Here is a 23,403-nt window from a genome sequence, read left to right as displayed (position 1 = left end):
GTCAGAGGGGCGGGGTCACCGCTGGGGTAGAGCTGGTATGCCAGACCAGCACCCGGCTGACCCGGTTGTCCTCGGTTTCGAGGATTTCCAGGCGGTAACGGCCGATCTTCAGGCACACGGCGCTCTCCGGAATGGTTTCCAGCGCTTCGGTGACCAGGCCGTTGAGGGTTTTCGGGCCGTCGCTGGGCAGGTGCCAGCCCAGGCTCTTGTTCAGCTCGCGAATCGATGCGGCACCTTCGATCACCAGCCGGCCATCGGCCTGCGGATGGATGTGCGGGTTGTCGAGGCTGTGTTCGCTTTCGAATTCGCCGACGATTTCTTCGAGGATATCTTCCAGGGTGACGATGCCCAGCACTTCACCGTATTCGTCCACCACCATGCCCAGGCGCCGTTGCTGCTTGTGGAAATTCAGCAGTTGCAGTTGCAGCGGCGTGCTTTCCGGGACGAAATACGGCTCGTGGCAGGCGGCGAGCAGGGCCGCTTTGGTCAGGCTGGCATCGAACAGCAGATTGAGGATCTGGCGGGTATTGATCACCGCCTCGACCTGGTTGATATCGTTGTGGAACACCGGCAGGCGGGTACGGCGGTTCTTCAACAGCTGCGCGGTGATTTCCTCGATGGAGTCGTCGAGGTTGATCCCATCCACTTCGCTGCGCGGTACCAGGATGTCGTTGACCGTGATGTTGTTCAGCGCATGGATGCTGGACAGCGACTGGTTGCGCGGCGGATGTTCCGGTTCGTCTTCCGGATCGAGGGGCGGCTGGTCTTCATCGTTCTGCTTGACCGCGCCGGCCTTGCTGATGAAAGGGCGCAGCAACAGTCGGGCGATACCGTTCAGCAACCAGGCTGCCGGGTAGAGGATTTTCAGCGGAATGCTCAGCAACGCATTGCCGGTGGCCAGGATCGGTTCGGGATAACGGACGGCGAGCAGGCGCGGCAGGTAGTCGGCGAAGACCAGCAGCAACACCGTGGCGCCCAGGCAGGCCAGCCAGGGCCCATGCTGGCCCCACTCGAGGATCGACAGCAGGGTGCCAATGATCACGACCACGACCCGACACAGGGTATTGCACAGGATCAAGCTGTCGCGGGGGAACTTCATCCTGGCGGAGGGTTTTTCACCCGTGCGCGAGGGCGGGCGCAGGGCGGCGAGCTGATGCTGCGCGACTTCAACGGCGGTAAACAGCGCCGACCAGAGAATCAGCAGGGCCAATACGGCGAGCATTGGCCCGGCGGGCAGGTTGTCCATGGTCTTGTATGCCCGTCAGATATGCAGGATGTATTCGCGGACCAGCTTGCTGCCGAAATAGGCCAGCATCAGCAGGCAGAAACCGGCCAGGGTCCAGCGGATCGCCTTGTGCCCGCGCCAGCCGAGGCGATTGCGCCCCCACAGCAGCACGCTGAACACCACCCAGGCCAGGCAGGCCAGCAGGGTCTTGTGCACCAGGTGCTGGGCGAACAGGTTCTCGACGAACAGCCAGCCGGAGATCAACGACAGCGACAGCAGGCTCCAGCCTGCCCAGAGGAAGCCGAACAGCAGGCTTTCCATGGTTTGCAGCGGCGGGAAGTTGCGGATCAGACCGGAAGGGTGCTTGTTTTTCAGCTGGTGGTCCTGCAGCAGCAGGAGCAGGGCCTGGAACACTGCGATGGTGAACATGCCGTAGGCCAGGATCGACAGCAGGATATGCGCGAGGATGCCCGGTTCCTCGTCGATGATCTGCACCGTGCCCGAGGGCGCGAACTGCGCCAGCAGCACCGTCAGCAGGCCCAGCGGGAACAGCAGGAGCAGCAGGTTTTCCACCGGGATGCGCGAGCAGGCCACCAGGGTCAGGGCGATCACGGCGACGGCGATCAGGCTGGCGGCGTTGAAAAAGTCCAGGCCCAGGCCGATCGGGGTCATCAGGTGGGTGAGCAGGCTCACCGCGTGGGCGATCACGGCGATCACGCCGAGCCCGACCAGCAGGCGTTTGTTCGCCTTGGCGCCCTGGCGCAGGCGGGTGCCTTGATAGAGGGTCGCAGCGGCGTAGATGAAGGCGGCGGCGAGGCTGGTCAGCAAACTGGGTGACAAAGGGAGCATAAGTCCTGTTAGGCAAGCCCGAAAGGCGCTGAGTTTGGCATAGAACCCCCAGTCCACGAAAGACCGTGGCGCTAGTGGCGGCATGCAGTCTCCGCTATAATCCGCGACCTGCCCACGCCGCAGGCTCGCCAGGCGCTGTTTTTCCTTGTTCCGGCAGCCATCACTTCGGTCTCCATAAGGGCCTCAAAGGATCGCGCATGTTTGAAAACCTGACCGACCGTCTCTCGCAGACGCTGCGCCATGTCACCGGCAAGGCCAAGCTGACCGAGGACAATATCAAAGACACCCTGCGTGAAGTGCGCATGGCGTTGCTCGAAGCCGACGTCGCCTTGCCGGTGGTGAAGGACTTCGTCAATTCGGTCAAGGACCGCGCGGTCGGCACCGAAGTGTCGCGCAGCCTGACCCCGGGCCAGGCGTTCGTGAAGATCGTCCAGGCCGAGCTCGAAAGCCTGATGGGCGCCGCCAACGAAGACTTGAACCTCAGCGCCGTGCCGCCGGCAGTGGTGCTGATGGCCGGTCTGCAGGGGGCGGGTAAAACCACCACCGTCGGCAAGCTGGCGCGCTTCCTCAAAGAGCGCAAGAAGAAAACCGTGATGGTGGTCTCGGCCGACGTTTACCGTCCGGCGGCCATCAAGCAGCTGGAAACCCTGGCTGGCGACATCGGCGTGACCTTCTTCCCGTCCGACCTCAGCCAGAAGCCGGTGGACATCGCCGAAGCGGCGATCAAGGAAGCCCGCCTCAAATTCATCGACGTGGTCATCGTCGACACCGCCGGTCGTCTGCACATCGACGACGAGATGATGGCCGAGATCAAGCAACTGCACGCGGCGATCAAGCCCGTGGAGACGCTGTTCGTGGTCGACGCCATGACCGGCCAGGACGCCGCCAACACCGCCAAGGCGTTTGGCGATGCGCTGCCGCTGACCGGGGTGATCCTGACCAAGGTCGACGGCGACGCCCGTGGCGGTGCCGCGCTGTCGGTACGGGCCATCACCGGCAAGCCGATCAAGTTCATCGGTATGGGCGAGAAGAGCGAAGCGCTCGAGCCGTTCCACCCGGAGCGGATTGCTTCGCGTATCCTCGGCATGGGCGACGTGCTCAGCCTGATCGAGAAGGCCGAACAGACCCTCGACAAGGACAAAGCCGACAAGCTGGCTAAAAAGCTGAAGAAAGGCAAAGGCTTCGACCTCGAAGACTTCCGCGACCAGCTGCAACAGATGAAGAACATGGGCGGCCTCGGTGGCCTGATGGACAAGCTGCCGAATATCGGCGGGGTCAATCTGGCGCAGATGGGCAATGCCCAGGGCGCGGCCGAGAAGCAGTTCAAGCAGATGGAAGCCATCATCAATTCCATGACCCCGGCCGAGCGCCGCGACCCTGAGCTGATCAGCGGTTCGCGCAAGCGTCGGATCGCCATGGGTTCCGGCACCCAGGTGCAGGACATCGGACGCTTGATCAAGCAGCACAAGCAGATGCAGAAGATGATGAAGAAATTCTCCGCCAAAGGCGGTATGGCCAAGATGATGCGCGGCATGGGCGGTATGTTGCCCGGCGGCGGGATGCCGAAAATGTAAAAGATTCGCGTCGACCTGACGGTCGGCGCTACCCCCCGCAGGGATGCGGGGGATCGCCAGTAAACCCGCGTTTAGCGGGAGCTGACCTGCCGTCTTGACGACGGCTCTATGGCAAATCCAGATTGCACGGCGCCGGGCGCCGGAAAAAGTCATTTGCAAAAGTCCGTATATTCCTTAGAATATGCGGCCTTTCGGGCACCCATGCCCGCTGTGCATTTAGATTTGCAGCACCGACTACAGGAACGATGTTCACATGCTAACAATCCGTCTTGCCCTTGGCGGCTCCAAAAAGCGCCCGTTTTACCACCTGACCGTAACCGACAGCCGCAACGCTCGTGACGGTTCGCACAAAGAACAAGTGGGTTTCTTCAACCCGGTTGCTCGTGGTCAGGAAGTTCGTCTGTCCGTGAACCAAGAGCGCGTAGCCTACTGGCTGAGCGTTGGTGCACAACCTTCTGAGCGTGTTGCTCAGTTGCTGAAGGAAAACGCTAAGGTTGCGGCCTGAGCAATATGAACGCGACGCCGGCCCCTACCGATGATTTGATCGTTATCGGCAAGATCTATTCTGTTCATGGCGTTCGCGGCGAAGTGAAGGTTTATTCCTTTACTGATCCAATTAAAAACCTGTTGGACTACAAAACCTGGACGCTCCGGCGCGAAGGTAGCGTGAAACAGGTAGAGCTGGTCAGCGGACGCGGGAACGACAAGTTCCTGGTCGCAAAGCTCAAGGATCTCGATGATCGTGAAGAAGCGCGTCTTCTGGCCGGTTATGAGATCTGCGTGCCACGCAACCTGTTCCCAGACCTGACCGACGGCGAGTACTACTGGTACCAGCTGGAAGGTCTCAAGGTCATCGACACCCTCGGGCAACTGTTCGGGAAAATCGATCACCTGCTGGAGACTGGCTCGAATGATGTCATGGTGGTCAAGCCTTGCCCGGGCAGCCTGGATGATCGCGAACGCCTGTTGCCCTATACGGAGCAATGCGTGTTGGCTGTCGACCTGGTCGCTGGCGAGATGAAGGTGGATTGGGACGCGGACTTCTAAGCGATGGCTAGCCTGCGCGTAGAAGTGATCAGTTTGTTTCCCGAGATGTTTTCCGCCATCAGCGACTACGGCATCACCAGTCGTGCGGTGAAACAGGGGCTCTTGCAGCTGACCTGTTGGAACCCGCGGGACTACACGACGGATCGACATCACACTGTGGATGATCGCCCATTTGGCGGTGGTCCGGGCATGGTGATGAAGATCAAGCCCCTTGAGGACGCCCTGGTTCAGGCCAAGGCAGCAGCAGGGGAGGCGGCGAAGGTGATTTACCTGTCGCCCCAAGGCCGGCAACTCAATCAGTTGGCGGTACGCGACCTGGCGAAAGAGGAAGCCTTGATCCTCATTGCAGGTCGTTATGAAGGCATTGACGAGCGCTTTATAGACGCTCATGTCGATGAAGAGTGGTCGATTGGGGACTATGTTCTTTCCGGTGGCGAGCTGCCGGCGATGGTCCTGATAGATGCGGTTACACGGCTGCTGCCTGGAGCTTTAGGGCATGCGGACTCCGCGGAGGAAGATTCCTTCACGGATGGTTTGCTGGATTGCCCGCACTACACCCGTCCGGAGGTGTATGCGGATCAGCGTGTTCCCGACGTGTTGCTCAGTGGCAACCACGCACATATCCGGCGTTGGCGTCTGAAGCAGTCCCTTGGCAGGACCTCGGAACGACGCGCCGATCTTCTGGAAAGCCGCTCGCTTTCTGGAGAAGAGAAGAAGCTGCTCGAGGAATACATCCGCGAGCGGGACGATAGTTAACAACGTATCGATGGTAGATCGAACGATTTACCTTAGGAGCACAGCATGACTAACAAAATCATTCTGCAACTCGAAGCCGAGCAGATGACCAAAGAGATCCCTACCTTTGCCCCGGGCGACACCATTGTCGTTCAGGTGAAAGTGAAGGAAGGCGACCGTTCGCGTCTGCAAGCGTTCGAAGGCGTGGTAATTGCCAAGCGTAACCGCGGTGTGAACAGCGCGTTCACCGTACGTAAAATCTCCAACGGTGTTGGCGTAGAGCGTACTTTCCAGACCTACAGCCCGCAAATCGACAGCATGGCTGTCAAGCGTCGCGGTGATGTACGTAAGGCCAAGCTGTACTACCTGCGCGACCTGTCGGGTAAAGCAGCTCGCATCAAGGAAAAACTGGCTTAAGTCCAGCTTCCGATGCAGAAAAAAGCAGCCTCCGGGCTGCTTTTTTGCATTCCGGGTTTTGAAAAAGCCGTGGCGCGCTGTCACAGTTGACCTGCTTATCGCCTTTTGCTTTTCGAGCCCTTATGCCCGCCATCGATCACCCGCTTATCGACCAGTTTCTCGACGCCCTGTGGCTGGAAAAAGGGCTGTCCGACAACACCCGGGACGCCTATCGCAGCGACCTGGCCTTGTTCAATGGCTGGTTGCAGGAAAAAGACCTGGAACTGGCGAATGCCGGCCGTGAGCTGATCCTCGATCACCTGGCCTGGCGCCTGGAACAGGCTTACAAACCGCGCTCTACCGCGCGATTTCTTTCCGGCGTGCGTGGTTTCTATCGTTACCTGTTGCGTGAAAGGCTGATTGCCGTCGACCCGACCTTGCAGGTCGAGATGCCGCAGTTGGGTAGGCCGTTACCCAAGTCCCTGTCGGAAGCCGATGTGGAAGCACTGCTGGCCGCGCCGGACCTGAGCGAGGTCATCGGCCAGCGCGACCGCGCCATGCTCGAAGTGCTCTACGCCTGCGGGCTGCGGGTCACCGAACTGATCAGCCTGACCCTGGAGCAGGTCAATCTGCGCCAGGGCGTGTTGCGGGTCATGGGCAAGGGCAGCAAGGAGCGACTGGTGCCCATGGGCGAAGAGGCGATTGTCTGGGTCGAGCGTTACATGCGCGACGCCCGCGTCGAACTGCTCGGCGGACGCCCCAGCGATGTGCTGTTTCCCAGCCAGCGCGGCGAGCAGATGACCCGCCAGACCTTCTGGCACCGGATCAAGCACCAGGCCAAGGTCGCCGGGATCGGCAAATCGCTGTCGCCGCACACCCTGCGCCATGCCTTTGCCACGCACCTGCTCAACCATGGCGCCGACCTGCGGGTGGTGCAGATGTTGCTTGGCCACAGCGACCTGTCGACCACGCAGATCTACACCCATGTAGCCCGTGCGCGATTGCAGGATATGCACGCCAAACATCACCCGCGCGGCTAAGCCACACAGGGGTTCGGCCCCGCCGGGCTTATGTGATAGGCTCTATCGGTTTGCAAAGTGGGCGCTTGAAACCGATCTGTTTCCCCGTGGTCGTATCAGCCTCGGCCCCTTTGCCCGCCTTCAGGAGTTCCCATGCGTTTGACCCAGATTTTCGCTGCTGCTGCCCTCGCCCTGGTCAGCTCCCTGGCCTTGGCCGACGACACCGCCGAGCAGACGATTCGCAAGAGCCTCGAGAGCCTTCAACTGGAAACCCCGGTGGAGAGCATCAGCGCCAGCCCCCTGGCCGGCCTCTATGAAGTCAAGCTCAAGGGCAGCCGCGTGCTCTACGCCAGCGCCGACGGCCAGTTCGTCATGCAGGGCTACCTGTTCCAGCTCAAGGACGGCAAGCCGGTCAACCTCACCGAGAAAGCCGAACGCCTGGGTGTGTCCAAGCTGATCAACGGTATTCCGGTGGCCGAAACCGTGGTCTACCCGGCCATCGGCGAAACCAAGTCGCATATCACCGTGTTCACCGACACCACCTGCCCGTACTGCCACAAGCTGCATGCCGAAGTGCCAGCGCTGAACAAGATGGGCATTGAAGTGCGCTACGTCGCGTTCCCGCGCCAGGGCCTCGGCTCGCCGGGCGACGAGCAGTTGCAGGCGGTCTGGTGCTCGGCCGACAAGAAAGCGGCGATGGACAAGATGGTCGAAGGCGATGACATCAAGGCCGCCAAGTGCGCGAACCCGGTTTCCAAACAGTTCGCCCTCGGTCAATCCATTGGTGTCAATGGCACGCCGGCAATTGTTTTGGCCGATGGTCAGGTAATTCCGGGCTACCAGCCGGCCGCACAAGTTGCCAAACTGGCACTGTCCGCCAAGTAATTCAGCCTCGTCATGTTCAACCTTTGACGAGCATGGCCCGCGGAACGGGGTTCCCGGGTCATCAATAGCGAGCCGCTGGCAGTCCAGCGGCTGTTTTCCACGGCCGACCTCGTGTCGGCCGTTTCATGGGGAGTTCAGAGTGAAACCGGTCAAAGTAGGCATCTGTGGGTTAGGTACCGTCGGTGGCGGCACCTTCAACGTACTTCAGCGTAACGCCGAGGAGATTGCCCGCCGTGCCGGGCGTGGAATCGAAGTGGCTCAAATTGCCATGCGTACGCCAAAGCCTCAGTTCCAGACCGCCGGTATTGCGATTACCCACGATGTCTTCGAAGTGGCGAGCAACCCTGAAATCGATATCGTCATCGAGCTGATGGGCGGCTACACCGTTGCCCGCGAACTGGTGCTCAGCGCCATTGAGAACGGCAAGCACGTGGTCACCGCGAACAAGGCGCTGATCGCCGTGCACGGTAACGAAATCTTCGCCAAGGCCCGCGAGAAGGGCGTGATCGTTGCGTTCGAAGCCGCCGTGGCTGGCGGTATCCCGGTGATCAAGGCGATTCGCGAAGGTCTTTCGGCCAACCGCATCAACTGGGTTGCCGGCATCATCAACGGCACCGGTAACTTCATCCTCACCGAAATGCGCGAGAAGGGTCGTACCTTCGAAGACGTGCTGGCCGAGGCCCAGGCCCTGGGTTACGCCGAAGCCGATCCGACCTTCGACGTCGAAGGCATCGATGCCGCGCACAAGCTGACGATCCTGGCGTCCATTGCTTTCGGTATCCCGCTGCAATTCGACAAGGCCTACACCGAAGGCATCACCAAGCTGACCACCGCCGACGTCAACTATGCCGAAGCCCTGGGCTACCGCATCAAGCACCTGGGCGTGGCCCGGAGCACCGCCGCCGGTATCGAACTGCGGGTGCACCCGACGCTGATCCCGGCCGATCGCCTGCTCGCCAACGTCAACGGCGTGATGAACGCGGTGATGGTCAATGGCGATGCCGCAGGTTCGACCCTGTTCTACGGTGCCGGTGCCGGCATGGAACCGACCGCCTCGTCGGTGATTGCCGACCTGGTGGACGTGGTCCGCGCCATGACCAGCGACCCGGAAAACCGTGTCCCGCACCTGGCCTTCCAGCCGGACTCGCTGTCGGCCCACCCGATCCTGCCGATCGAAGAGTGCGAAAGCGCCTACTACCTGCGCATCCAGGCCAAGGACCATCCGGGCGTGCTGGCCCAGGTCGCGAGCATCCTGTCGGAGCGCGGCATCAACATTGAATCGATCATGCAGAAGGAAGTCGAAGAACACGACGGCCTGGTGCCGATGATCCTGCTGACCCACCGCGTGCGCGAACAGCATATGAACGACGCCATCGCGGCGCTGGAGGCCCTGCAAGGTGTGGTCGGCCCTGTCGTGCGGATCCGTGTCGAGCACTTGAACTAAGCCGGCGCTGCCGATCAAGAGGAATTTTTCATGCGTTACATCAGTACCCGCGGCCAGGCACCGGCCCTGAACTTCGAAGACGTGCTGCTGGCCGGCCTGGCCAGCGACGGCGGCCTCTATGTGCCGGAAAACCTGCCACGCTTCACCCAGGAAGAAATCGCTTCCTGGGCCGGTCTGCCGTATCACGAGCTGGCGTTCCGGGTCATGCGCCCGTTCGTCACCGGCAGCATTCCGGATGCGGACTTCAAGAAGATCCTTGAGGAAACCTACGGCGCTTTCTCCCACGGCGCCGTGGCACCGTTGCGCCAACTGAACGGCAACGAATGGGTGCTGGAGCTGTTCCACGGCCCGACCCTGGCGTTCAAGGACTTCGCCCTGCAACTGCTCGGTCGCCTGCTCGACTACGTGCTGGCCAAACGCGGCGAGCGCGTGGTGATCGTCGGCGCCACCTCCGGTGACACCGGTTCGGCCGCCATCGAAGGCTGCAAGCACTGCGAGAACGTCGACATCTTCATCCTCCACCCGCACAACCGGGTGTCCGAGGTGCAACGTCGGCAGATGACCACCCTGTTCGGCGACAACATCCACAACATCGCCATCGAAGGCAACTTCGACGACTGCCAGGAAATGGTCAAGAACAGCTTCGCCGACCAGAGCTTCCTCAAGGGCACGCGCCTGGTAGCGGTGAACTCGATCAACTGGGCGCGGATCATGGCCCAGATCGTCTACTACTTCCACGCGGCCCTGCAGTTGGGCGGCCCGGCCCGTTCGGTGGCGTTCTCGGTGCCGACCGGCAACTTCGGCGATATCTTCGCCGGCTACCTGGCACGCAACATGGGCCTGCCGATCAGCCAGCTGATCGTCGCGACCAACCGCAACGACATCCTGCACCGCTTCATGAGCGGCAACCAGTACGTCAAGGACACCCTGCACGCGACCCTGTCGCCGTCCATGGACATCATGGTCTCGTCGAACTTCGAACGCCTGCTGTTCGACCTGCACGGGCGCAACGGCGCGGCCATCGCCGGGCTGATGGACACCTTCAAGCAAGGTGGCGGTTTCAGTGTCGACCAGGACCGTTGGAGCGAAGCGCGCAAGCTGTTCGACTCCCTGGCCGTGGACGATGTGCAGACCTGCGAAACCATCGCCGAAGTCTTCGCCCAGAGCGGTGAAGTCCTCGATCCGCACACCGCCATCGGCGTGCGCGCGGCCCGCGAGTGCCGGCGCAGCCTGGACACCCCGATGGTGATCCTGGGGACCGCGCATCCGGTCAAATTCCCCGAGGCAGTGGAGAAGGCCGGCGTAGGAAAAGCGCTTGAACTACCTGCGCACCTTTCCGATTTGTTTGAGCGAGATGAGCGTTGCACCGTCTTGGCCAATGACTTGAAAGTCGTCCAGGCCTTTGTCAGCCAGCATGGTAACCGTGGTAAGCCGCTCTGACAGACTAGAACGGTCACACATTAAAGCCCGCCCCTTGGCGGGCTTTATCGTTTTCGCGTGTCAAACTTGCCTTGTTTTTTTGCCATTTCTTGAAATGGGCCGAAGGGGGCAAGTCGTTCGTCATGGTGTTTTTGGGTCGATCCATACAATCCGTTCTGGTCAGTCTGTGCGGGTGGCTGCTGTTGTGCGTGCCCATCGGCACGATGGCGGCCCAGGGCCTGCCGTTCAGCCTGCCGCCCTCGTTCGTCGAGGTCGACCGCCTGCCCCTGAGCCCGGAGGAGGAGCAATGGCTGGGCCCCGAACGGACCTTGCGGGTGGGGATTTCGGTCGCCGACTACGAGCCTGTCGATATCACCAACGATCGCAACCGCTACCAGGGCATCAGTGCCGATTACGTGGGGCTGATCCGCGATCGCCTGGGGGTGGGTGTCCAGGTCCTCGGCTTCGGCGAGCGCGACCAGGCGGTCGAAGCCCTGCGCAGCGGGCAGATCGATATTCTCACCAGTGCCAACGGCTACGAGCGTGGCGTGCCCGGGCTGACGTTTTCCAGCGACTATATGCCGGACCGTTCGGTGATCGTCGGTCGCGCCGGTGGGCATGGCTTTCACGATCTGAACGGCAAGAAGGTAGTGCTGCTCGACGGTTACGCCGATGCCCAGGTGGTACACGCCACCTACCCGCAGAGCGAGATCATCCTCGCCCCGACCCTCTACAGTGCCCTGGAGGCGTTGTCCCAGGGCGAGGTCGAGGCGTTTATCGGCAACGAGGTGATTGTCCGCGCCTACAAGAGCCTGCGGCCCTACATGGGCGTGCACATCAAGGACAAGAGTGACTTGCCACCGATCGGCTTCGCCTTTGCCACGCGTGAGTCCGACCATGTGCTCAGCGCCCTGGTGGAGCGGGTCCTGGACAACACCGACAACGCCACGCGGCGGGAGATCCTCGCCCGCTGGACCACCGGCTTCGGTTCGGACATCGCCCAGCAGCGCATCAGTCTCACCGCCGCGGAGCTGGCCTGGATCGACCGTCACCCGCGGGTCTCGGTGGTGGCCCAGCCGTATCCGCCGCATATCTACAAGGACGGTCACAACCGCTGGGTCGGTCTCAATCCGGACCTGCTGTCGCGCATTTCGCGCATGACCGGCCTGCAATTCGAGTTCCGCGAAACCGGCTCCACCGCCGAAAGCGTCGATCTGCTCCACGACGGCAAGGCGCTGATGAGTACGACGCTGGCCGAAAGTATCGAGCGCAAGGCCTTCCTGAACTTCACCTATGCCTTTGGCGGCAGCGCCTGGGTGTTCGTGGTGCGCGTGCACGACTCGCCCCTCGGCTCGCTTTCGCAGTTGTCCGGGCGGGTGCTGGTGATGCCGGAGAAACATGCGTTGGAGCCGATGATCCGCAAGAACTACCCGGATATCGAGCTGATCACGGTGAAGACGCCGGAGGAGGCCAGGGCGATGGTCGAGCGCGGTGAGGCGACCGCGACGATCCAGAGCGATACGCGGGCCTACCTGTATCCGCCGGGGCGGCTGAAGGTCGGGCGCAGTGTCGAGGGACTCTGGTCGGCGGACAGTTTCTCGGTGGTCAAGACCGAGCCGGAGCTGCTCAGTATCCTGAACAAGGCCCTGGAGGCGTTTCCCGTGGCCGAACTGCGCGCGCTGAGGATCAAATGGCACGGTGCAATCGGCGTGGCGCCGATGCGCCCGGTGTGGGAGCGGGTGCCGCGCTGGGTCTACGGCCTGACGGCGGTGATGATCCTGCTGGGGGGCGTGTCCCTGGCCTGGAACCGCCGGCTGAACATCCAGATTCGCCAGCGCCGCCGGGCCGAACAGGAACTCAGCGATCAACTGGCCTTCCAGCGCGCCCTGCTGGACGGTATCCCCAATCCGATTTTCGTGCGCGACCTGGACGGTCGGATGATGACCTGCAATCGCAGTTACGAGGAGCGTCTTTCCACCACGCTGGAACAAGTCCAGGGCCGGCGGATCACTGAAGTGGATATCTTGCCCCCAGAGACCGCCGAGCAACTGCACGCCGAGTTTCTCCAGCTGTTCAAGACCGAGCAACCGCTGTTCTGCGACCGCCAGCTCGACTTTGCCAGCGGTCGGATCGACATCTATCAGTGGATGGTGCCGTTCTATTCGGCGGAAGCGCAGTTGCAGGGGCTACTCGGTGGCTGGATCGATATCACCGAACGCAAGCAGCTCGAGGCCCAGTTGATGGAAGCGCGCCAGCAGGCGGAGCAGGCCAACCAGGCCAAGAGCGCGTTCCTGGCCACCATGAGTCATGAGATTCGTACCCCCATGGTGGCCATCATTGGCCTGCTTGAACTCGAGCGCGAGCAAGCCCGGGCCAATGGACAGGACTTTTCCCAGGCGCTGCAGGTGGCGTATCAATCGGCACAGGAACTGACGGCCTTGATCGGCGATAGCCTCGATCTGGCCAAGATCGAGGCCGGCGGCATGCACCTGGCGTTGCGCGCCGGCTCCCTGGTCGAGCTGCTGGAAAGCGTGCGGCAACTGTTCGAAGCCGCGGCGCGGGGCAAGGGCGTCGAGCTGAGCCTGGAGGTGGAGCCGGGGCTGGCGGGCGAGTACTGGTTCGATCCGTTGCGTTTGCGCCAGGTGTTGAACAACCTGATCGGCAATGCGCTGAAATTTACCGCCGAGGGTTTCGTGCACATTCACGTGCGCAGTGTGTCGTGCACGGAGGGCCTGGAAACCCTGCGCATCAGCATCGAAGACAGCGGCAAGGGGATCGGTCTCGAACAGCAGAAGACGCTTTTCACGCCCTTTGTCCAGATCCGTGGTCAGGCCGATGAAGAGTATGGCGGCACCGGCCTGGGTTTGAGTATCTGCAAGCAACTGGTGGAGTTGATGGGCGGCAGCATCGTCTTGCTGAGCCGGCCGGGAGATGGCACGCGGGTGCGTATCGAGCTGGCGCTCAAACCCGTGGAACCGGCCGCGGCCGAGCCTCCCGCAGTGGAAGAGTCCAGGCCGCGGCTGGCGTCGCACAAGGTGTTGATTGTCGACGACCTGTCCGCCAACTGCCTGGTACTCAAGCAGCAGTTGAGCTTTCTCGGCCAGCAGGTCGTCGCCTGCCAGAGTGGCGAGGCCGCGCTGCAGGTCTTGCAGCAGGAGTCGTTCGATCTGGTGATCACCGATTGCAATATGCCGGACATGAGCGGCTATGCGCTGGCTGAAGCGATACGCCGGATCGAGGCCGAGGAGCAACGGGCGCCGTGCCCGGTGGTCGGTTGCACGGCCAATGCCATGAGTGATGAACGGCAACGCTGCCTGGAGGCGGGCATGACCGAGCTGCTGGTCAAACCGGTCTCCCTGGACGAACTGGCGCAACTGCTGGCGAGCATCGTGCCCGAGCGTTCCTTTGATATCCAGGCCCTGAGCGCCATGACCTGCGCCAACGCCGAGGTCATGCGCCGCATGTTGCTGGAGCTGCGCAAGAACCTCGAACAGGAGCGCGGGGCGCTCGAGGTCGCGGCCGAGTTGCACAACTGGGAAGGCCTGGCGGTGGCGGTCCATCGGCTCAAGGGCATCGCCTGCCTGATCGATGCCATCGCCCTGGCCCATGCCTGCGCCGACCTCGACAGCTGTGTGCGACTCAAGTCCAACGAACGGGTGGCTGCGGACTGGCAGGCACTCAAGCAGGCCATCGAACGTGTGCTGGAGGATATCGAGCCGCATCTACAGGTGGATATTCCGGCATTTTAGGACTTGTCCTATGGGGCGCGGGTGGGGCGGTTGATTAAAATCGAGGGTCATTGCGGACCACGACCGCCTCATTTTGTGGAGACCCTCGATGCGCGCCCTCAAAGTCCTGATTCTCGAAGACAACTCTTTTCAACTGATGGCCCTGCACCAGATGCTCAATGCCACCGGCGTCTTTGATGTGCTGACGGCGGAAAACGTCGAGAGCGCCCGCCAGTCGTTGGCCAATCGTGGCCCTATCGATGTGGCCATCTGCGACCTGCAACTGGAGGCGGGGGATGGCCTGGAGCTGATTCGTTCCCTGGCCGAGGGGCGCGAAGCGCAGGCACTGATCATCCTCAGCAGTGCCGAGCAGGAGGTGCTTGAAGGCGCTGCGCACATGGCGCGCCAGCAGGGGCTGCATGTCCTCGGCTGCCTGCGCAAGCCGGCGTCGGCCGCGGCCCTGGCGGACTTGCTGGCGAGCTACCAGCAACGTTTCGCCCGGCAGCGCCCGGGCCTGCCGCTGGCCCAGGTCTGCGAGTTGCTGTCGCTGCACGAACTGCAGGCCTGCGCCGGCGCTTCGGCCATCGAAAAATACGCGACCGCGCACTTTCAGCCCAAGCTGACCCATGACGGTCGCGTCGTCGGGGTCGAGGTGCTGCCGCGTTGGCAGCACCCGGAACAGGGCCTGTTGTTGCCTGGCAGTTTCATGCCGGTGCTGGAGTACGCCGGGCTGGCGCAGACGCTGATCTGGCAGGTGCTGGAGCTGGCCGTGAGCCTGTCGGCCGAGGTGCGTTTTGCCACCGACGAGGCCTTGCCTGTCACGGTGAGCATTCCGGCGAGCCTGCTGGAGCAGCTGGACTTCGCCGAGCGGCTGAAGGCCTTGCTGGAGCGCTTCGAGCTACCCGCCGAGCGCTTGACCCTCGAGGTACTGGAAAGCGCCGAGTTCAGCAGCAGCGTTGCGTTGACTGAAGGCTTGCTGAGGTTGCGCATGCTGGGTTGCCCGTTGTCCGTCGGCGATTTCGGCCTGGGCGGCGGCAGCCTCCAGCGCCTGCTCGAGTTGCCTTTCACCGAACTGAAGATCGCCTCGCCCTTCGTGGTCGGAATGGCGGCGGACTCGCGCAAGTCGGCCATTGTCGCCGGGGCCTTGCGCATGGCGCGGGGCATGAACCTGCAGGTGGTACTCGGCGGGATCGAGAGCGAAAGCGATTACCAGGCCGTCATGGCCCTGGGCGACTCGCTGCTTCAGGGGGATTTCGTCGCGCTGTCCATGAGCCGCGCGGAACTGTTGTCCTGGCTTGAAGTGGTGGGGTTCGGTCCGGTCTACCCGTTGTCCGGGCCGTTGAAACACGCGGCCCTGCACAGCGTCACTCTGTAGCGGCCGACCGCGCTCAGGCCAGGCCATGTTCCTGCAGGTAGAGAAACAACGCCGCATCGTTGGACAGGCCGAGCTTGCGCATGGCGCTGACCTTCTGCGCACTCACCGTCTGCTTGCTGCGGCACAGCTGCGTGGCGATCTCGCCGACGGTGCGCCCGGCCGCCAGCAGGCGTGTCACCTCCAGCTCCCGGGGTGAAAGTTGTTCCTGGTCGCCCAGGCGGTGTTCGCCGACCTCGCCGGCCAGCGCCAGGGTCTGGCGAATCGAGTTGGCCACATAGGGGCGCCGGTGGCGTACCTGGGCGATGGCCTCCGGCAACTCGGCGGCCAGGCTGGCCTTGCTCAGGAGCCCCATGACCCCGAGATCGAGAATGGAGCGGAACAACCCGGCGTTGTTGAGCATGGTCACCACCACGACCGGCAGGTGCGGGTGTTGCCGAGTCACGCTTTCAAGCATGCGCAGGCCATCGCTCTGCTGTTCGACCGGCATCATGAAGTCGGTGACCAGTACCTCGCAGGCACAGCTTTGCAGAAGCTCAAGCAAGTCCTGTGGCGAGCTGGCTTCGCCGACCACGCGCAGTCCGGGATCGCGTTCGAGGACGACACGCAGGCCGATCAGGAAAATCGGATGATCGTCTGCGAGGAGGATGCGCAACGGGGACGACGTACTGGCTTGTTTTCTCTCTGTCATCTTTCTCGTTCATGCTCGCAATGGATCGTCAGGCGTAGCACCTTGACGCTCGGTTTCTATCGATATCAGGTTAGCTGGCTGGACGAACTTTCTTCTCTGACTGGCGGTCAGTGACTATAAGGCCCTTGGTTTTTTTGATCTGTCGGGTTCTGACTATTGAGTGGTGATCGAGATGGAAAGTATCAGTCTGTTGCTGAATGAAGCATTGAGGCCTTATCCCGTCACCCTGACGCCGTCGGGGAATCACGGTGAGTGCCTGCTGACCGTGAGCAACTGCGCTGGTCTGATCCTGCTGACCCGTGAAATCAGCCGCGCGCAGATCAACGACAAACGCTTGCTGACCGATGTCGTTGATGGGCTGCATCGCGACCTGCGCATTGCCGAAGGACGCCTGGAACCCTGTGTGATCGCGGCCTTGCGTCACGCGGCCGAGGACAAGATGTTCCGTTCGGCTCGAGTGTAAAGTTTTTCGGGAACCTTTTTTCCTAAAGGGTTGTCACATTTATAACGGCAGGATCAAGCATTGTGCTCCGGTGCTTGTAGCTTGTCGTACTGGTCTTTATAGGCCACGTTTAACCCCGAGTCGTTTCCCCACTTCTCGGGGTTTCTTTTGTCTGGCGTTTGTCACTGGTCCTCAGGCGCCAGGAAAAACTGCCGGGCGTCTTCCCTATAGCTGTCCCGTTGTTGCGGGTCGAGCCATTGGGCATAGAACTCCACCAACTGGTGCTGGCGCAGTTCACGCAAGATCCGGTTGATATGGGTAATGGCCATGCGTCCTTGTTCCGTGTCGGAGCACCCCACACGGATGAACTGGTATTTCTCGACGCCCTTGATCGGATAGGACACCAGGTCTTCGGTGGCGATGCCTTGTTGCCGGGCCAGGTAGCGGATTTCCGTCCAGTAGCCGAGCAGCGCGGTCAGTCGTCCCAGGCGTTGCATTTGCAACAGGCTGCCCAGGGCATCGTTGCCGTAATGCGCTGCCAGGCGCTCGGCGGGGGTGCGGCGCAACAGCTCGTCAATCAATGGGCCGTAGCTGCGTTCGGCGACAATCCCCAGTTTGGGGTGATCGCTGCCCAGCAGGGCGGCGAGGTCCACCTGGCCGTCCCGCACAAACGGCTCGATCAGCGGACGGTCGGCCTGGCGGACCACCAGCACGTTGCTGACCTGGCCGATGCTGGGAATGGAAAAGACCATCTTCTTTGCCCGGTCCGCTGTCCAGAGCAGCATCGGGTCGCAGGTAAACGAAGGCTCCGAGAGCATCTGCGTGGCCCGTGCCCGGTTGACCCGCAGGCTGACGTGTTCGTACTCGGGCATGGCGGCGACCAACAACGGCCGCAACTGATCGATGGCCCCCTGGCCTTTTTGCGGGCCATCGAAAATGGTCAGCGGCGGCAAGTCCCGCAGCAGCCAGATCAGTGTGTCCTTGGCCTCGGCGCCTGTCGGCAGCGCGCAGGCGAACACCGCCAGCAGGGCAAGGGCTGGCCGTCGACAGAGCACGTGTTGCCAGAGAATTCGAGGACTCATGGGGTCCATACCTTCTGCGCAGTCAGGTCAAAGTCTTGCCAGCACGGCACCCTAGATAGCGCCACTATCGCGCAAGCGGGCAATCTGTGCGGCGTCATAGCCGAGGTTACCCAGCACCTGGTTGTTGTGCTCGCCGAGTTCCGGCCCTACCCACTCGCTGGAGCCTGGTGTCTCCGACAGTTTTGGCACAATCCCCGGCATCTTGAAAGCCTTGCCATCGGGCAGCTTGGCCTGGATAAACATCTCCCGGGCGAGAAACTGCGGGTCGCTGAACATGTCTTCGGCGCTGTAGATCCGGCTGGCCGGCACCTCGGCCTGGTTCAGGGTGGCGAGCACCGCGTCCAGCGACTGGCTGTTCACCCAGCGATCAATCACGCCATAGAGCTCGTCGCGCCGGCTGTCGCGGCCGTCATTGCTGGTCAGCACCGGGTCGTCCGCCAGGTCGTTGCGGCCGATGGCCTGCATGAAGCGCTTGAAGATCGCATCGCCATTGGCGCCGATCTGCACGTGCTTGCCATCGGCCGTGGTGTGGATCGAAGAGGGGGTGATCCCCGGCATGATATTGCCGGTGCGCTCGCGGATAAAACCGAACACGTCGAACTCCGGGACCATGCTTTCCATCATGGCGAAGATCGCCTCGTACAAGGCCACGTCCACCACCTGGCCATTGCCGCCGTTGACTTCGCGATGACGCAGGGCCATGAGCGCGCCGATCACGCCCCAGAGGGCGGCAATCGAGTCACCGATGGAAATCCCGGTGCGTACCGGTGGGCGGTCCTCGAAACCGGTGATATAGCGCAAGCCGCCCATGGACTCGCCGACCGCACCGAAGCCTGGTTGATCCTTCATCGGTCCGGTCTGGCCGAAGCCGGACAAACGCACCATCACCAGCTTGGGGTTCAGCGCGTGGAGGGTCTCCCAACCCAGGCCGAGCTTTTCCAGCACGCCGGGGCGGAAGTTCTCGATAAGGATGTCCGCGTCGCTCAGCAACTGCTTGAGGATGGCCAGGCCGTCCGGGTGCTTCAGGTTCAGGGTCAGGGACTGCTTGTTGCGTGCCTGGACAAACCACCACAGCGAGGTGCCCTCGTAGAGCTTGCGCCATTTGCGCAGCGGGTCGCCGCCGTCCGGCGATTCGACCTTGATCACCTGCGCGCCGAATTCGGCGCAGATGCGCGAGGCGAAAGGGCCGGCGATCAGGGTACCGAGCTCAATGACCTTCAGGCCGGAAAGGGGTTTGGCGGTGAGCGGCATGGTAGATCCTGTAGGACAACACGGGGGCAATAGAGCCTTTTATCATGGCTTGCGCCATCAGCATAACTGCGAGCAGTCGTTGCTTGCCCTGCGTATCGGGTAGACTGGCCGCCTTTCCTCGTCCTTAGAAGCCCTGTTCATGGCCCAGCCGTCCACGACCTACAAATTCAACCTGAACCTCACCGACCTGGATCGTGGGGTCTACGAGAGCGTCAACCAGACCATCGCCCGCCACCCGTCGGAAACCGAGGAGCGCATGACCGTGCGTCTGCTGGCCTACGCCTTCTGGTACAACGAGCAGCTGTCCTTTGGTCGCGGTCTGTCGGAAGTGGATGAACCTGCGCTGTGGGAAAAGAGCCTGGATGATCGTGTCCTGCACTGGATCGAAGTCGGCCAGCCGGACGCCGATCGCCTGACCTGGTGTTCCCGTCGTACCGAGCGCACCAGCCTGCTGGCCTATGGCAGCCTGCGGGTCTGGCAGACCAAGGTGGTCGACGCGGTGAAGAACCTGAAGAACGTGAATATCGCCGCCGTGCCCCAGGAAATCCTCGAGACCCTGGCCAAGGACATGCCGCGGGTGATCAAGTGGGACGTGATGATCAGCGAAGGCACGATCTTCGTCACCGACGATCGTGGCCAGCATGAAGTCCAGCTGGAATGGCTGATGGGCGAGCGCGGTTAATTATTCCCATGCGTATCGAACCCCGCCCGCTGCCCGCCACACTGCCGTTTCTCGGTGACCTGCCGCCGTTGTTGACCCGCCTCTACGCTGCGCGCGGCGTGGTGTCCCAGGACGAGTTGGACAAGAGCCTGGCGCGGCTGATTCCCTTCCAGCAACTCAAGGGCATCGACGCGGCGGTGGACCTGCTGGTGACGGCACTGGAGCAGCGCCAGCGTATCCTCATCGTCGGCGACTTCGATGCCGACGGCGCCACCGCCAGCACGGTCGGGGTGCTCGGCTTGCGTTTGCTGGGCGCGGCCCATGTCGACTACCTGGTGCCGAACCGCTTTGAATACGGCTATGGCCTGACCCCGGAAATCGTCGCCGTAGCCTTGCAGCGCGAGCCGCAGTTGCTGATCACCGTGGACAACGGGATTTCCAGCATCGAGGGCGTGCAGGCGGCGAAGGCGGCGGGGCTCCAGGTGCTGGTCACCGACCACCACTTGCCCGGCAGCGAATTGCCGGCGGCCGATGCCATCGTCAACCCGAACCAGCCGGGCTGCGAGTTTCCGAGCAAGGCCCTGGCCGGCGTCGGGGTGATTTTCTATGTGTTGATGGCCTTGCGTGCGCGTTTGCGCAGCCTGGGTTGGTACGCCAACGCGCCACAGCCGAACATTGGCGAACTGCTCGATCTGGTGGCGCTGGGCAGCGTCGCCGACGTGGTGCCGCTGGATGCCAACAACCGCATCCTGGTGCACCAGGGCCTCGAGCGGATTCGCGCCGGGCGTGCGCGGCCGGGGCTCAAGGCGATCCTGGAGGTGGCCAAGCGTGACCATTCGCGCCTGACCTCCACCGACCTGGGGTTTATCCTCGGCCCGCGTCTGAACGCGGCGGGGCGCCTGGACGACATGAGCCTGGGCATCGAATGCCTGCTCTGCGAAGACCCGTCCCTGGCCTTGGAAATGGCCAGCCAGCTCGATGAAATGAACAAGGACCGCAAGTCCATCGAACAGGGCATGCAGCGCGAAGCGCTGGCCCAGCTCAAGGACCTGCCGCTGGAGTCGATGCCGTTCGGCCTGTGCCTGTTCGAGCCGGACTGGCACCAGGGGGTGATCGGGATCCTCGCTTCGCGGATGAAAGAGCGTTATCACCGTCCAACCATCGCCTTTGCCGATGCCGGCGATGGCATGCTCAAGGGCTCCGGTCGTTCGGTGCCGGGCTTCCATATTCGCGATGCCTTGAGCGTGGTGGCGGCGCAATACCCGGACCTGATGGGCAAGTACGGCGGTCACGCCATGGCGGCGGGTCTGAGTCTGCCGCAGGAAAATTTCCCGCTGTTTGCCGAAGCCTTTGATGCCGAGGTGCGCCGTCAGCTTTCGGAAGACGACCTGACCGGGCGCCTGCAGACCGATGGCTCGCTGGCGATCGAGGAGTTCAACCTGGAACTGGCCCGGGCGCTGCGTAATGCCGGTCCCTGGGGTCAGCATTTCCCCGAGCCGCTGTTCCACGGCGTGTTTCAACTGGTGGAAAAACGCATCGTCGGCGAGCGGCATCTGAAGGTGGTGCTGAAAAGCGAATGCGGTTCGCTGAAGCTCGATGGCATCGCCTTTGGCATCGACCCGGAGATGTGGACCAATGCGCGGGTCGACTGGGTGGAGCTGGCCTACAAGCTCGACCTCAACGAATTCCGTGGCAAGGAAAGCGTACAACTGATGATTGCCCATATCGAACCGCGCTGAGATGTTTCGAGTGGCGCTGACCTGCCTTTTGTAGGAGCCGGTTTGCTGGCGATGAGGCCCTTGCGGCTTGCATCGCCTATCCGGTAGCCATCGCCAGCAAGCTGGCTCCTGCAGGGATTGCGCTGGCCTGGCAGGTACAGGCGACCCTGCCGCTTTAAATCCGCTGAACCCTCCCGCCTGTGCCGTTGTCGACTAGGCTCTAAGCACTGTCTGAATGGTCTTGTGACGTCGTCCTGTTTTTTTACCCGCTGGGGGGCGGTTATCCACCACTCTTGTCACTTGCCGACGTTCTAACAGAACCCTGGAGCCAGCCCACTTGATTTGAGAGGTGCCCCATGAGTCTGCTGCTCGAACCTTATACCCTTCGCCAATTGACCCTGCTCAACCGCATTGCGGTCTCGCCCATGTGCCAGTACTCCAGCGTCGACGGCCTGGCCAATGACTGGCACCTCGTCCACCTGGGGAGTCGGGCGGTAGGCGGGGCTGGATTGATTTTCACCGAGGCCACCGCCGTTACCGCCGATGGCCGGATCACCGCCCAGGACCTGGGCCTGTGGAACGACGAACAGATCGAACCGCTGCAACGCATCACCCGGTTTATCACCGCCCAGGGTGCAGTGGCGGGGATTCAACTGGCCCATGCCGGGCGCAAGGCCAGCACCCATCGGCCCTGGTTGGGCAAACATGGCAGCGTCAAGCCGGAGGAGGGCGGCTGGACCCCGGTCGGCCCATCGCCGATTGCCTTCGATCCGCAGCACACCCCGCCTGTACAACTGGATGAGAACCAGATCGCCGAGGTGATCGAGGCGTTTGTCGCGGCCGCCAAACGGGCATTGGTCGCGGGCTTCAAGGTGGTGGAAGTGCATGCCGCCCATGGTTATCTGCTGCACCAGTTTCTATCGCCGCTGAGCAACCAGCGCCGTGACCAATACGGTGGCTCCTTCGAAAATCGGATCCGCCTTGTGTTGCAGGTGACCGAAGCGGTGCGCGCGGTCTGGCCTGACGAGTTGCCGCTGTTTGTTCGGGTGTCGGCCACCGACTGGGTGGAAGACGGCTGGAATCCGGATGAAACGGTGGAGCTGGCGCGACGTCTGAAGGCCCTTGGCGTCGATCTGATCGACGTATCCTCGGGCGGCACCGCCGCCAATGCGGAAATTCCTACAGGGCCCGGTTACCAGACCCGTTTCGCCGAGCGCGTGCGCAAGGAGTCCGGTATCGCCACCGGGACCGTAGGACTGATTACCGAACCGGCCCAGGCCGAGCACATCCTGCGTACTTGTCAGGCCGATATCATCCTTCTGGCCCGAGAATTGTTGCGGGATCCTTACTGGCCGCTGCACGCCGACGATGACCTGGGCGGGCGCAAGGCGACCTGGCCGGCGCAATACCAGCGCGCAACCCACCGTGACCAGCCGATTTACGAGTCGGATTTACGCGACTGAGGGGGAATGCAAGGCCCGCCAGGCGCCAGCGTGCATTCGCGGATCGAGGTAATTGCCTTCTGCAAATTTCGAAATGTTCTGAGACTGCTTCGGACTGTTCCTACGCTTAGGGAAAGTCTGAGGCGGTTCTTTCAGACGGGTCGGGTTCATCCAGCGAAGGAAGGTGGTCATGGCAAAGGCGCGAAGCATATTCGGTTTCATGCTGTTTCTCTGGACGTTCAGGACTTCCCCTCGGCCCCGGATGCGCAAGCTCAGTGATGAAGAACGGCACCTGTTGGAGCGCTATCGGGCGCTGTCGGAAGAGGACCGCAATGCGATGTGCTGCCTGTTGAATGTGATGGAGGGTGTTTCGCGGTTTTGAAACCTGTACGGCGGGCTTGTCAGACAAAATGATCCTTATAA

21 protein-coding genes are annotated in these 23,403 nt (G+C 62.1%); 16 read left to right on the top strand and 5 right to left on the bottom strand.

The window, feature by feature from the left end; genetic code table 11:
- Nucleotide 1: 1 nt before the first annotated feature.
- Both CWE01_RS32770 and CWE01_RS32765 read right to left on the bottom strand, forming a co-directional pair.
- On the bottom strand, nt 2-1,246 hold the full coding sequence (locus CWE01_RS32770; RefSeq protein WP_100944702.1) for an HlyC/CorC family transporter: 1,245 nt from the start codon (nt 1,244-1,246) through the stop codon (nt 2-4).
- Nucleotides 1,247-1,261: 15 nt separating this feature from the next.
- Nucleotides 1,262-2,074: an inner membrane protein YpjD gene (locus CWE01_RS32765; protein ID WP_100944701.1), complete on the bottom strand. Its 813-nt coding sequence runs from the start codon at nt 2,072-2,074 to the stop codon at nt 1,262-1,264.
- Nucleotides 2,075-2,271: 197 nt separating this feature from the next.
- Between CWE01_RS32765 and ffh the strand changes: the two genes are divergently transcribed.
- The 11 genes from ffh to CWE01_RS32710 all read left to right on the top strand — a co-directional run bounded on the left by ffh (nt 2,272) and on the right by CWE01_RS32710 (nt 15,696).
- Nucleotides 2,272-3,648 carry a signal recognition particle protein gene (ffh, locus tag CWE01_RS32760; protein WP_100944700.1) on the top strand — a complete coding sequence of 459 codons (1,377 nt, stop codon included), beginning with the start codon at nt 2,272-2,274 and terminating at the stop codon, nt 3,646-3,648.
- A 253-nt stretch (nt 3,649-3,901) separates the two neighbouring features.
- Nucleotides 3,902-4,153, top strand: a complete 252-nt coding sequence (gene rpsP / locus CWE01_RS32755) for a 30S ribosomal protein S16 (protein ID WP_017124058.1) — start codon at nt 3,902-3,904, stop codon at nt 4,151-4,153.
- Nucleotides 4,154-4,158: 5 nt separating this feature from the next.
- Nucleotides 4,159-4,695 carry a ribosome maturation factor RimM gene (rimM, locus tag CWE01_RS32750; protein WP_100944699.1) on the top strand — a complete coding sequence of 179 codons (537 nt, stop codon included), beginning with the start codon at nt 4,159-4,161 and terminating at the stop codon, nt 4,693-4,695.
- Nucleotides 4,696-4,698: 3 nt separating this feature from the next.
- The gene (gene trmD, locus CWE01_RS32745) at nt 4,699-5,451 is read left to right on the top strand and encodes a tRNA (guanosine(37)-N1)-methyltransferase TrmD (protein ID WP_100944698.1); all 753 of its coding nucleotides are present in this window, start codon (nt 4,699-4,701) and stop codon (nt 5,449-5,451) included.
- Nucleotides 5,452-5,496: 45 nt separating this feature from the next.
- Nucleotides 5,497-5,847, top strand: a complete 351-nt coding sequence (gene rplS, locus CWE01_RS32740; protein ID WP_100944697.1) for a 50S ribosomal protein L19 — start codon at nt 5,497-5,499, stop codon at nt 5,845-5,847.
- A 122-nt stretch (nt 5,848-5,969) separates the two neighbouring features.
- A complete protein-coding gene (gene xerD, locus CWE01_RS32735; protein ID WP_100944696.1) occupies nt 5,970-6,866 on the top strand; it encodes a site-specific tyrosine recombinase XerD in 897 nt (298 codons plus the stop codon).
- Between the two features lie 132 nt (nt 6,867-6,998).
- Nucleotides 6,999-7,730: a DsbC family protein gene (locus CWE01_RS32730; RefSeq protein WP_100944695.1), complete on the top strand. Its 732-nt coding sequence runs from the start codon at nt 6,999-7,001 to the stop codon at nt 7,728-7,730.
- 139 nt (nt 7,731-7,869) lie between these two features.
- Entirely contained in the window at nt 7,870-9,174 is a 1,305-nt protein-coding gene (locus tag CWE01_RS32725) for a homoserine dehydrogenase (protein ID WP_100944694.1), read from the top strand.
- Nucleotides 9,175-9,204: 30 nt separating this feature from the next.
- Nucleotides 9,205-10,614: a threonine synthase gene (gene thrC, locus CWE01_RS32720; RefSeq protein ID WP_100944693.1), complete on the top strand. Its 1,410-nt coding sequence runs from the start codon at nt 9,205-9,207 to the stop codon at nt 10,612-10,614.
- Nucleotides 10,615-10,817: 203 nt separating this feature from the next.
- The gene (locus CWE01_RS32715) at nt 10,818-14,342 is read left to right on the top strand and encodes an ATP-binding protein (protein WP_100944720.1); all 3,525 of its coding nucleotides are present in this window, start codon (nt 10,818-10,820) and stop codon (nt 14,340-14,342) included.
- Nucleotides 14,343-14,430: 88 nt separating this feature from the next.
- The gene (locus CWE01_RS32710; RefSeq protein WP_100944692.1) at nt 14,431-15,696 is read left to right on the top strand and encodes an EAL domain-containing protein; all 1,266 of its coding nucleotides are present in this window, start codon (nt 14,431-14,433) and stop codon (nt 15,694-15,696) included.
- Between the two features lie 13 nt (nt 15,697-15,709).
- Here the strand turns inward: CWE01_RS32710 and CWE01_RS32705 are convergent, their stop codons facing one another.
- Nucleotides 15,710-16,384: a response regulator transcription factor gene (locus tag CWE01_RS32705; protein ID WP_100944691.1), complete on the bottom strand. Its 675-nt coding sequence runs from the start codon at nt 16,382-16,384 to the stop codon at nt 15,710-15,712.
- A gap of 172 nt (nt 16,385-16,556) precedes the next feature.
- On the opposite strand from CWE01_RS32705, the gene CWE01_RS32700 reads away from it, so the two are divergent.
- Entirely contained in the window at nt 16,557-16,847 is a 291-nt protein-coding gene (locus tag CWE01_RS32700) for a DUF3509 domain-containing protein (protein ID WP_100944690.1), read from the top strand.
- Between the two features lie 161 nt (nt 16,848-17,008).
- Here CWE01_RS32700 and CWE01_RS32695 read toward each other — a convergent pair whose 3' ends face one another.
- Both CWE01_RS32695 and CWE01_RS32690 read right to left on the bottom strand, forming a co-directional pair.
- Nucleotides 17,009-17,908 carry a TIGR02285 family protein gene (locus CWE01_RS32695; protein WP_100944689.1) on the bottom strand — a complete coding sequence of 300 codons (900 nt, stop codon included), beginning with the start codon at nt 17,906-17,908 and terminating at the stop codon, nt 17,009-17,011.
- Between the two features lie 51 nt (nt 17,909-17,959).
- Nucleotides 17,960-19,159: a CaiB/BaiF CoA-transferase family protein gene (locus tag CWE01_RS32690; protein WP_100944688.1), complete on the bottom strand. Its 1,200-nt coding sequence runs from the start codon at nt 19,157-19,159 to the stop codon at nt 17,960-17,962.
- Nucleotides 19,160-19,298: 139 nt separating this feature from the next.
- Here CWE01_RS32690 and CWE01_RS32685 point away from each other — a divergent pair, with 139 nt between their 5' ends.
- The 4 genes from CWE01_RS32685 to CWE01_RS32670 all read left to right on the top strand — a co-directional run bounded on the left by CWE01_RS32685 (nt 19,299) and on the right by CWE01_RS32670 (nt 23,362).
- A complete protein-coding gene (locus tag CWE01_RS32685; protein ID WP_100944687.1) occupies nt 19,299-19,841 on the top strand; it encodes a YaeQ family protein in 543 nt (180 codons plus the stop codon).
- An 8-nt stretch (nt 19,842-19,849) separates the two neighbouring features.
- Complete coding sequence (recJ, locus tag CWE01_RS32680) at nt 19,850-21,559, top strand: single-stranded-DNA-specific exonuclease RecJ (RefSeq protein WP_100944686.1); 1,710 nt, start codon at nt 19,850-19,852, stop codon at nt 21,557-21,559.
- Nucleotides 21,560-21,894: 335 nt separating this feature from the next.
- Nucleotides 21,895-23,001: an NADH:flavin oxidoreductase/NADH oxidase gene (locus CWE01_RS32675; RefSeq protein ID WP_100944685.1), complete on the top strand. Its 1,107-nt coding sequence runs from the start codon at nt 21,895-21,897 to the stop codon at nt 22,999-23,001.
- Nucleotides 23,002-23,170: 169 nt separating this feature from the next.
- Nucleotides 23,171-23,362 carry a hypothetical protein gene (locus tag CWE01_RS32670; RefSeq protein ID WP_100944684.1) on the top strand — a complete coding sequence of 64 codons (192 nt, stop codon included), beginning with the start codon at nt 23,171-23,173 and terminating at the stop codon, nt 23,360-23,362.
- The last annotated feature ends 41 nt before the right edge of the window (nt 23,363-23,403 follow it).

Origin of the sequence: Pseudomonas sp. QS1027, from assembly GCF_002814235.1 — a bacterium.
Lineage (GTDB): Bacteria > Pseudomonadota > Gammaproteobacteria > Pseudomonadales > Pseudomonadaceae > Aquipseudomonas.
Note: the sequence above shows the minus strand (reverse complement) of the source record. Positions and strands in the feature narration are given on the sequence as shown.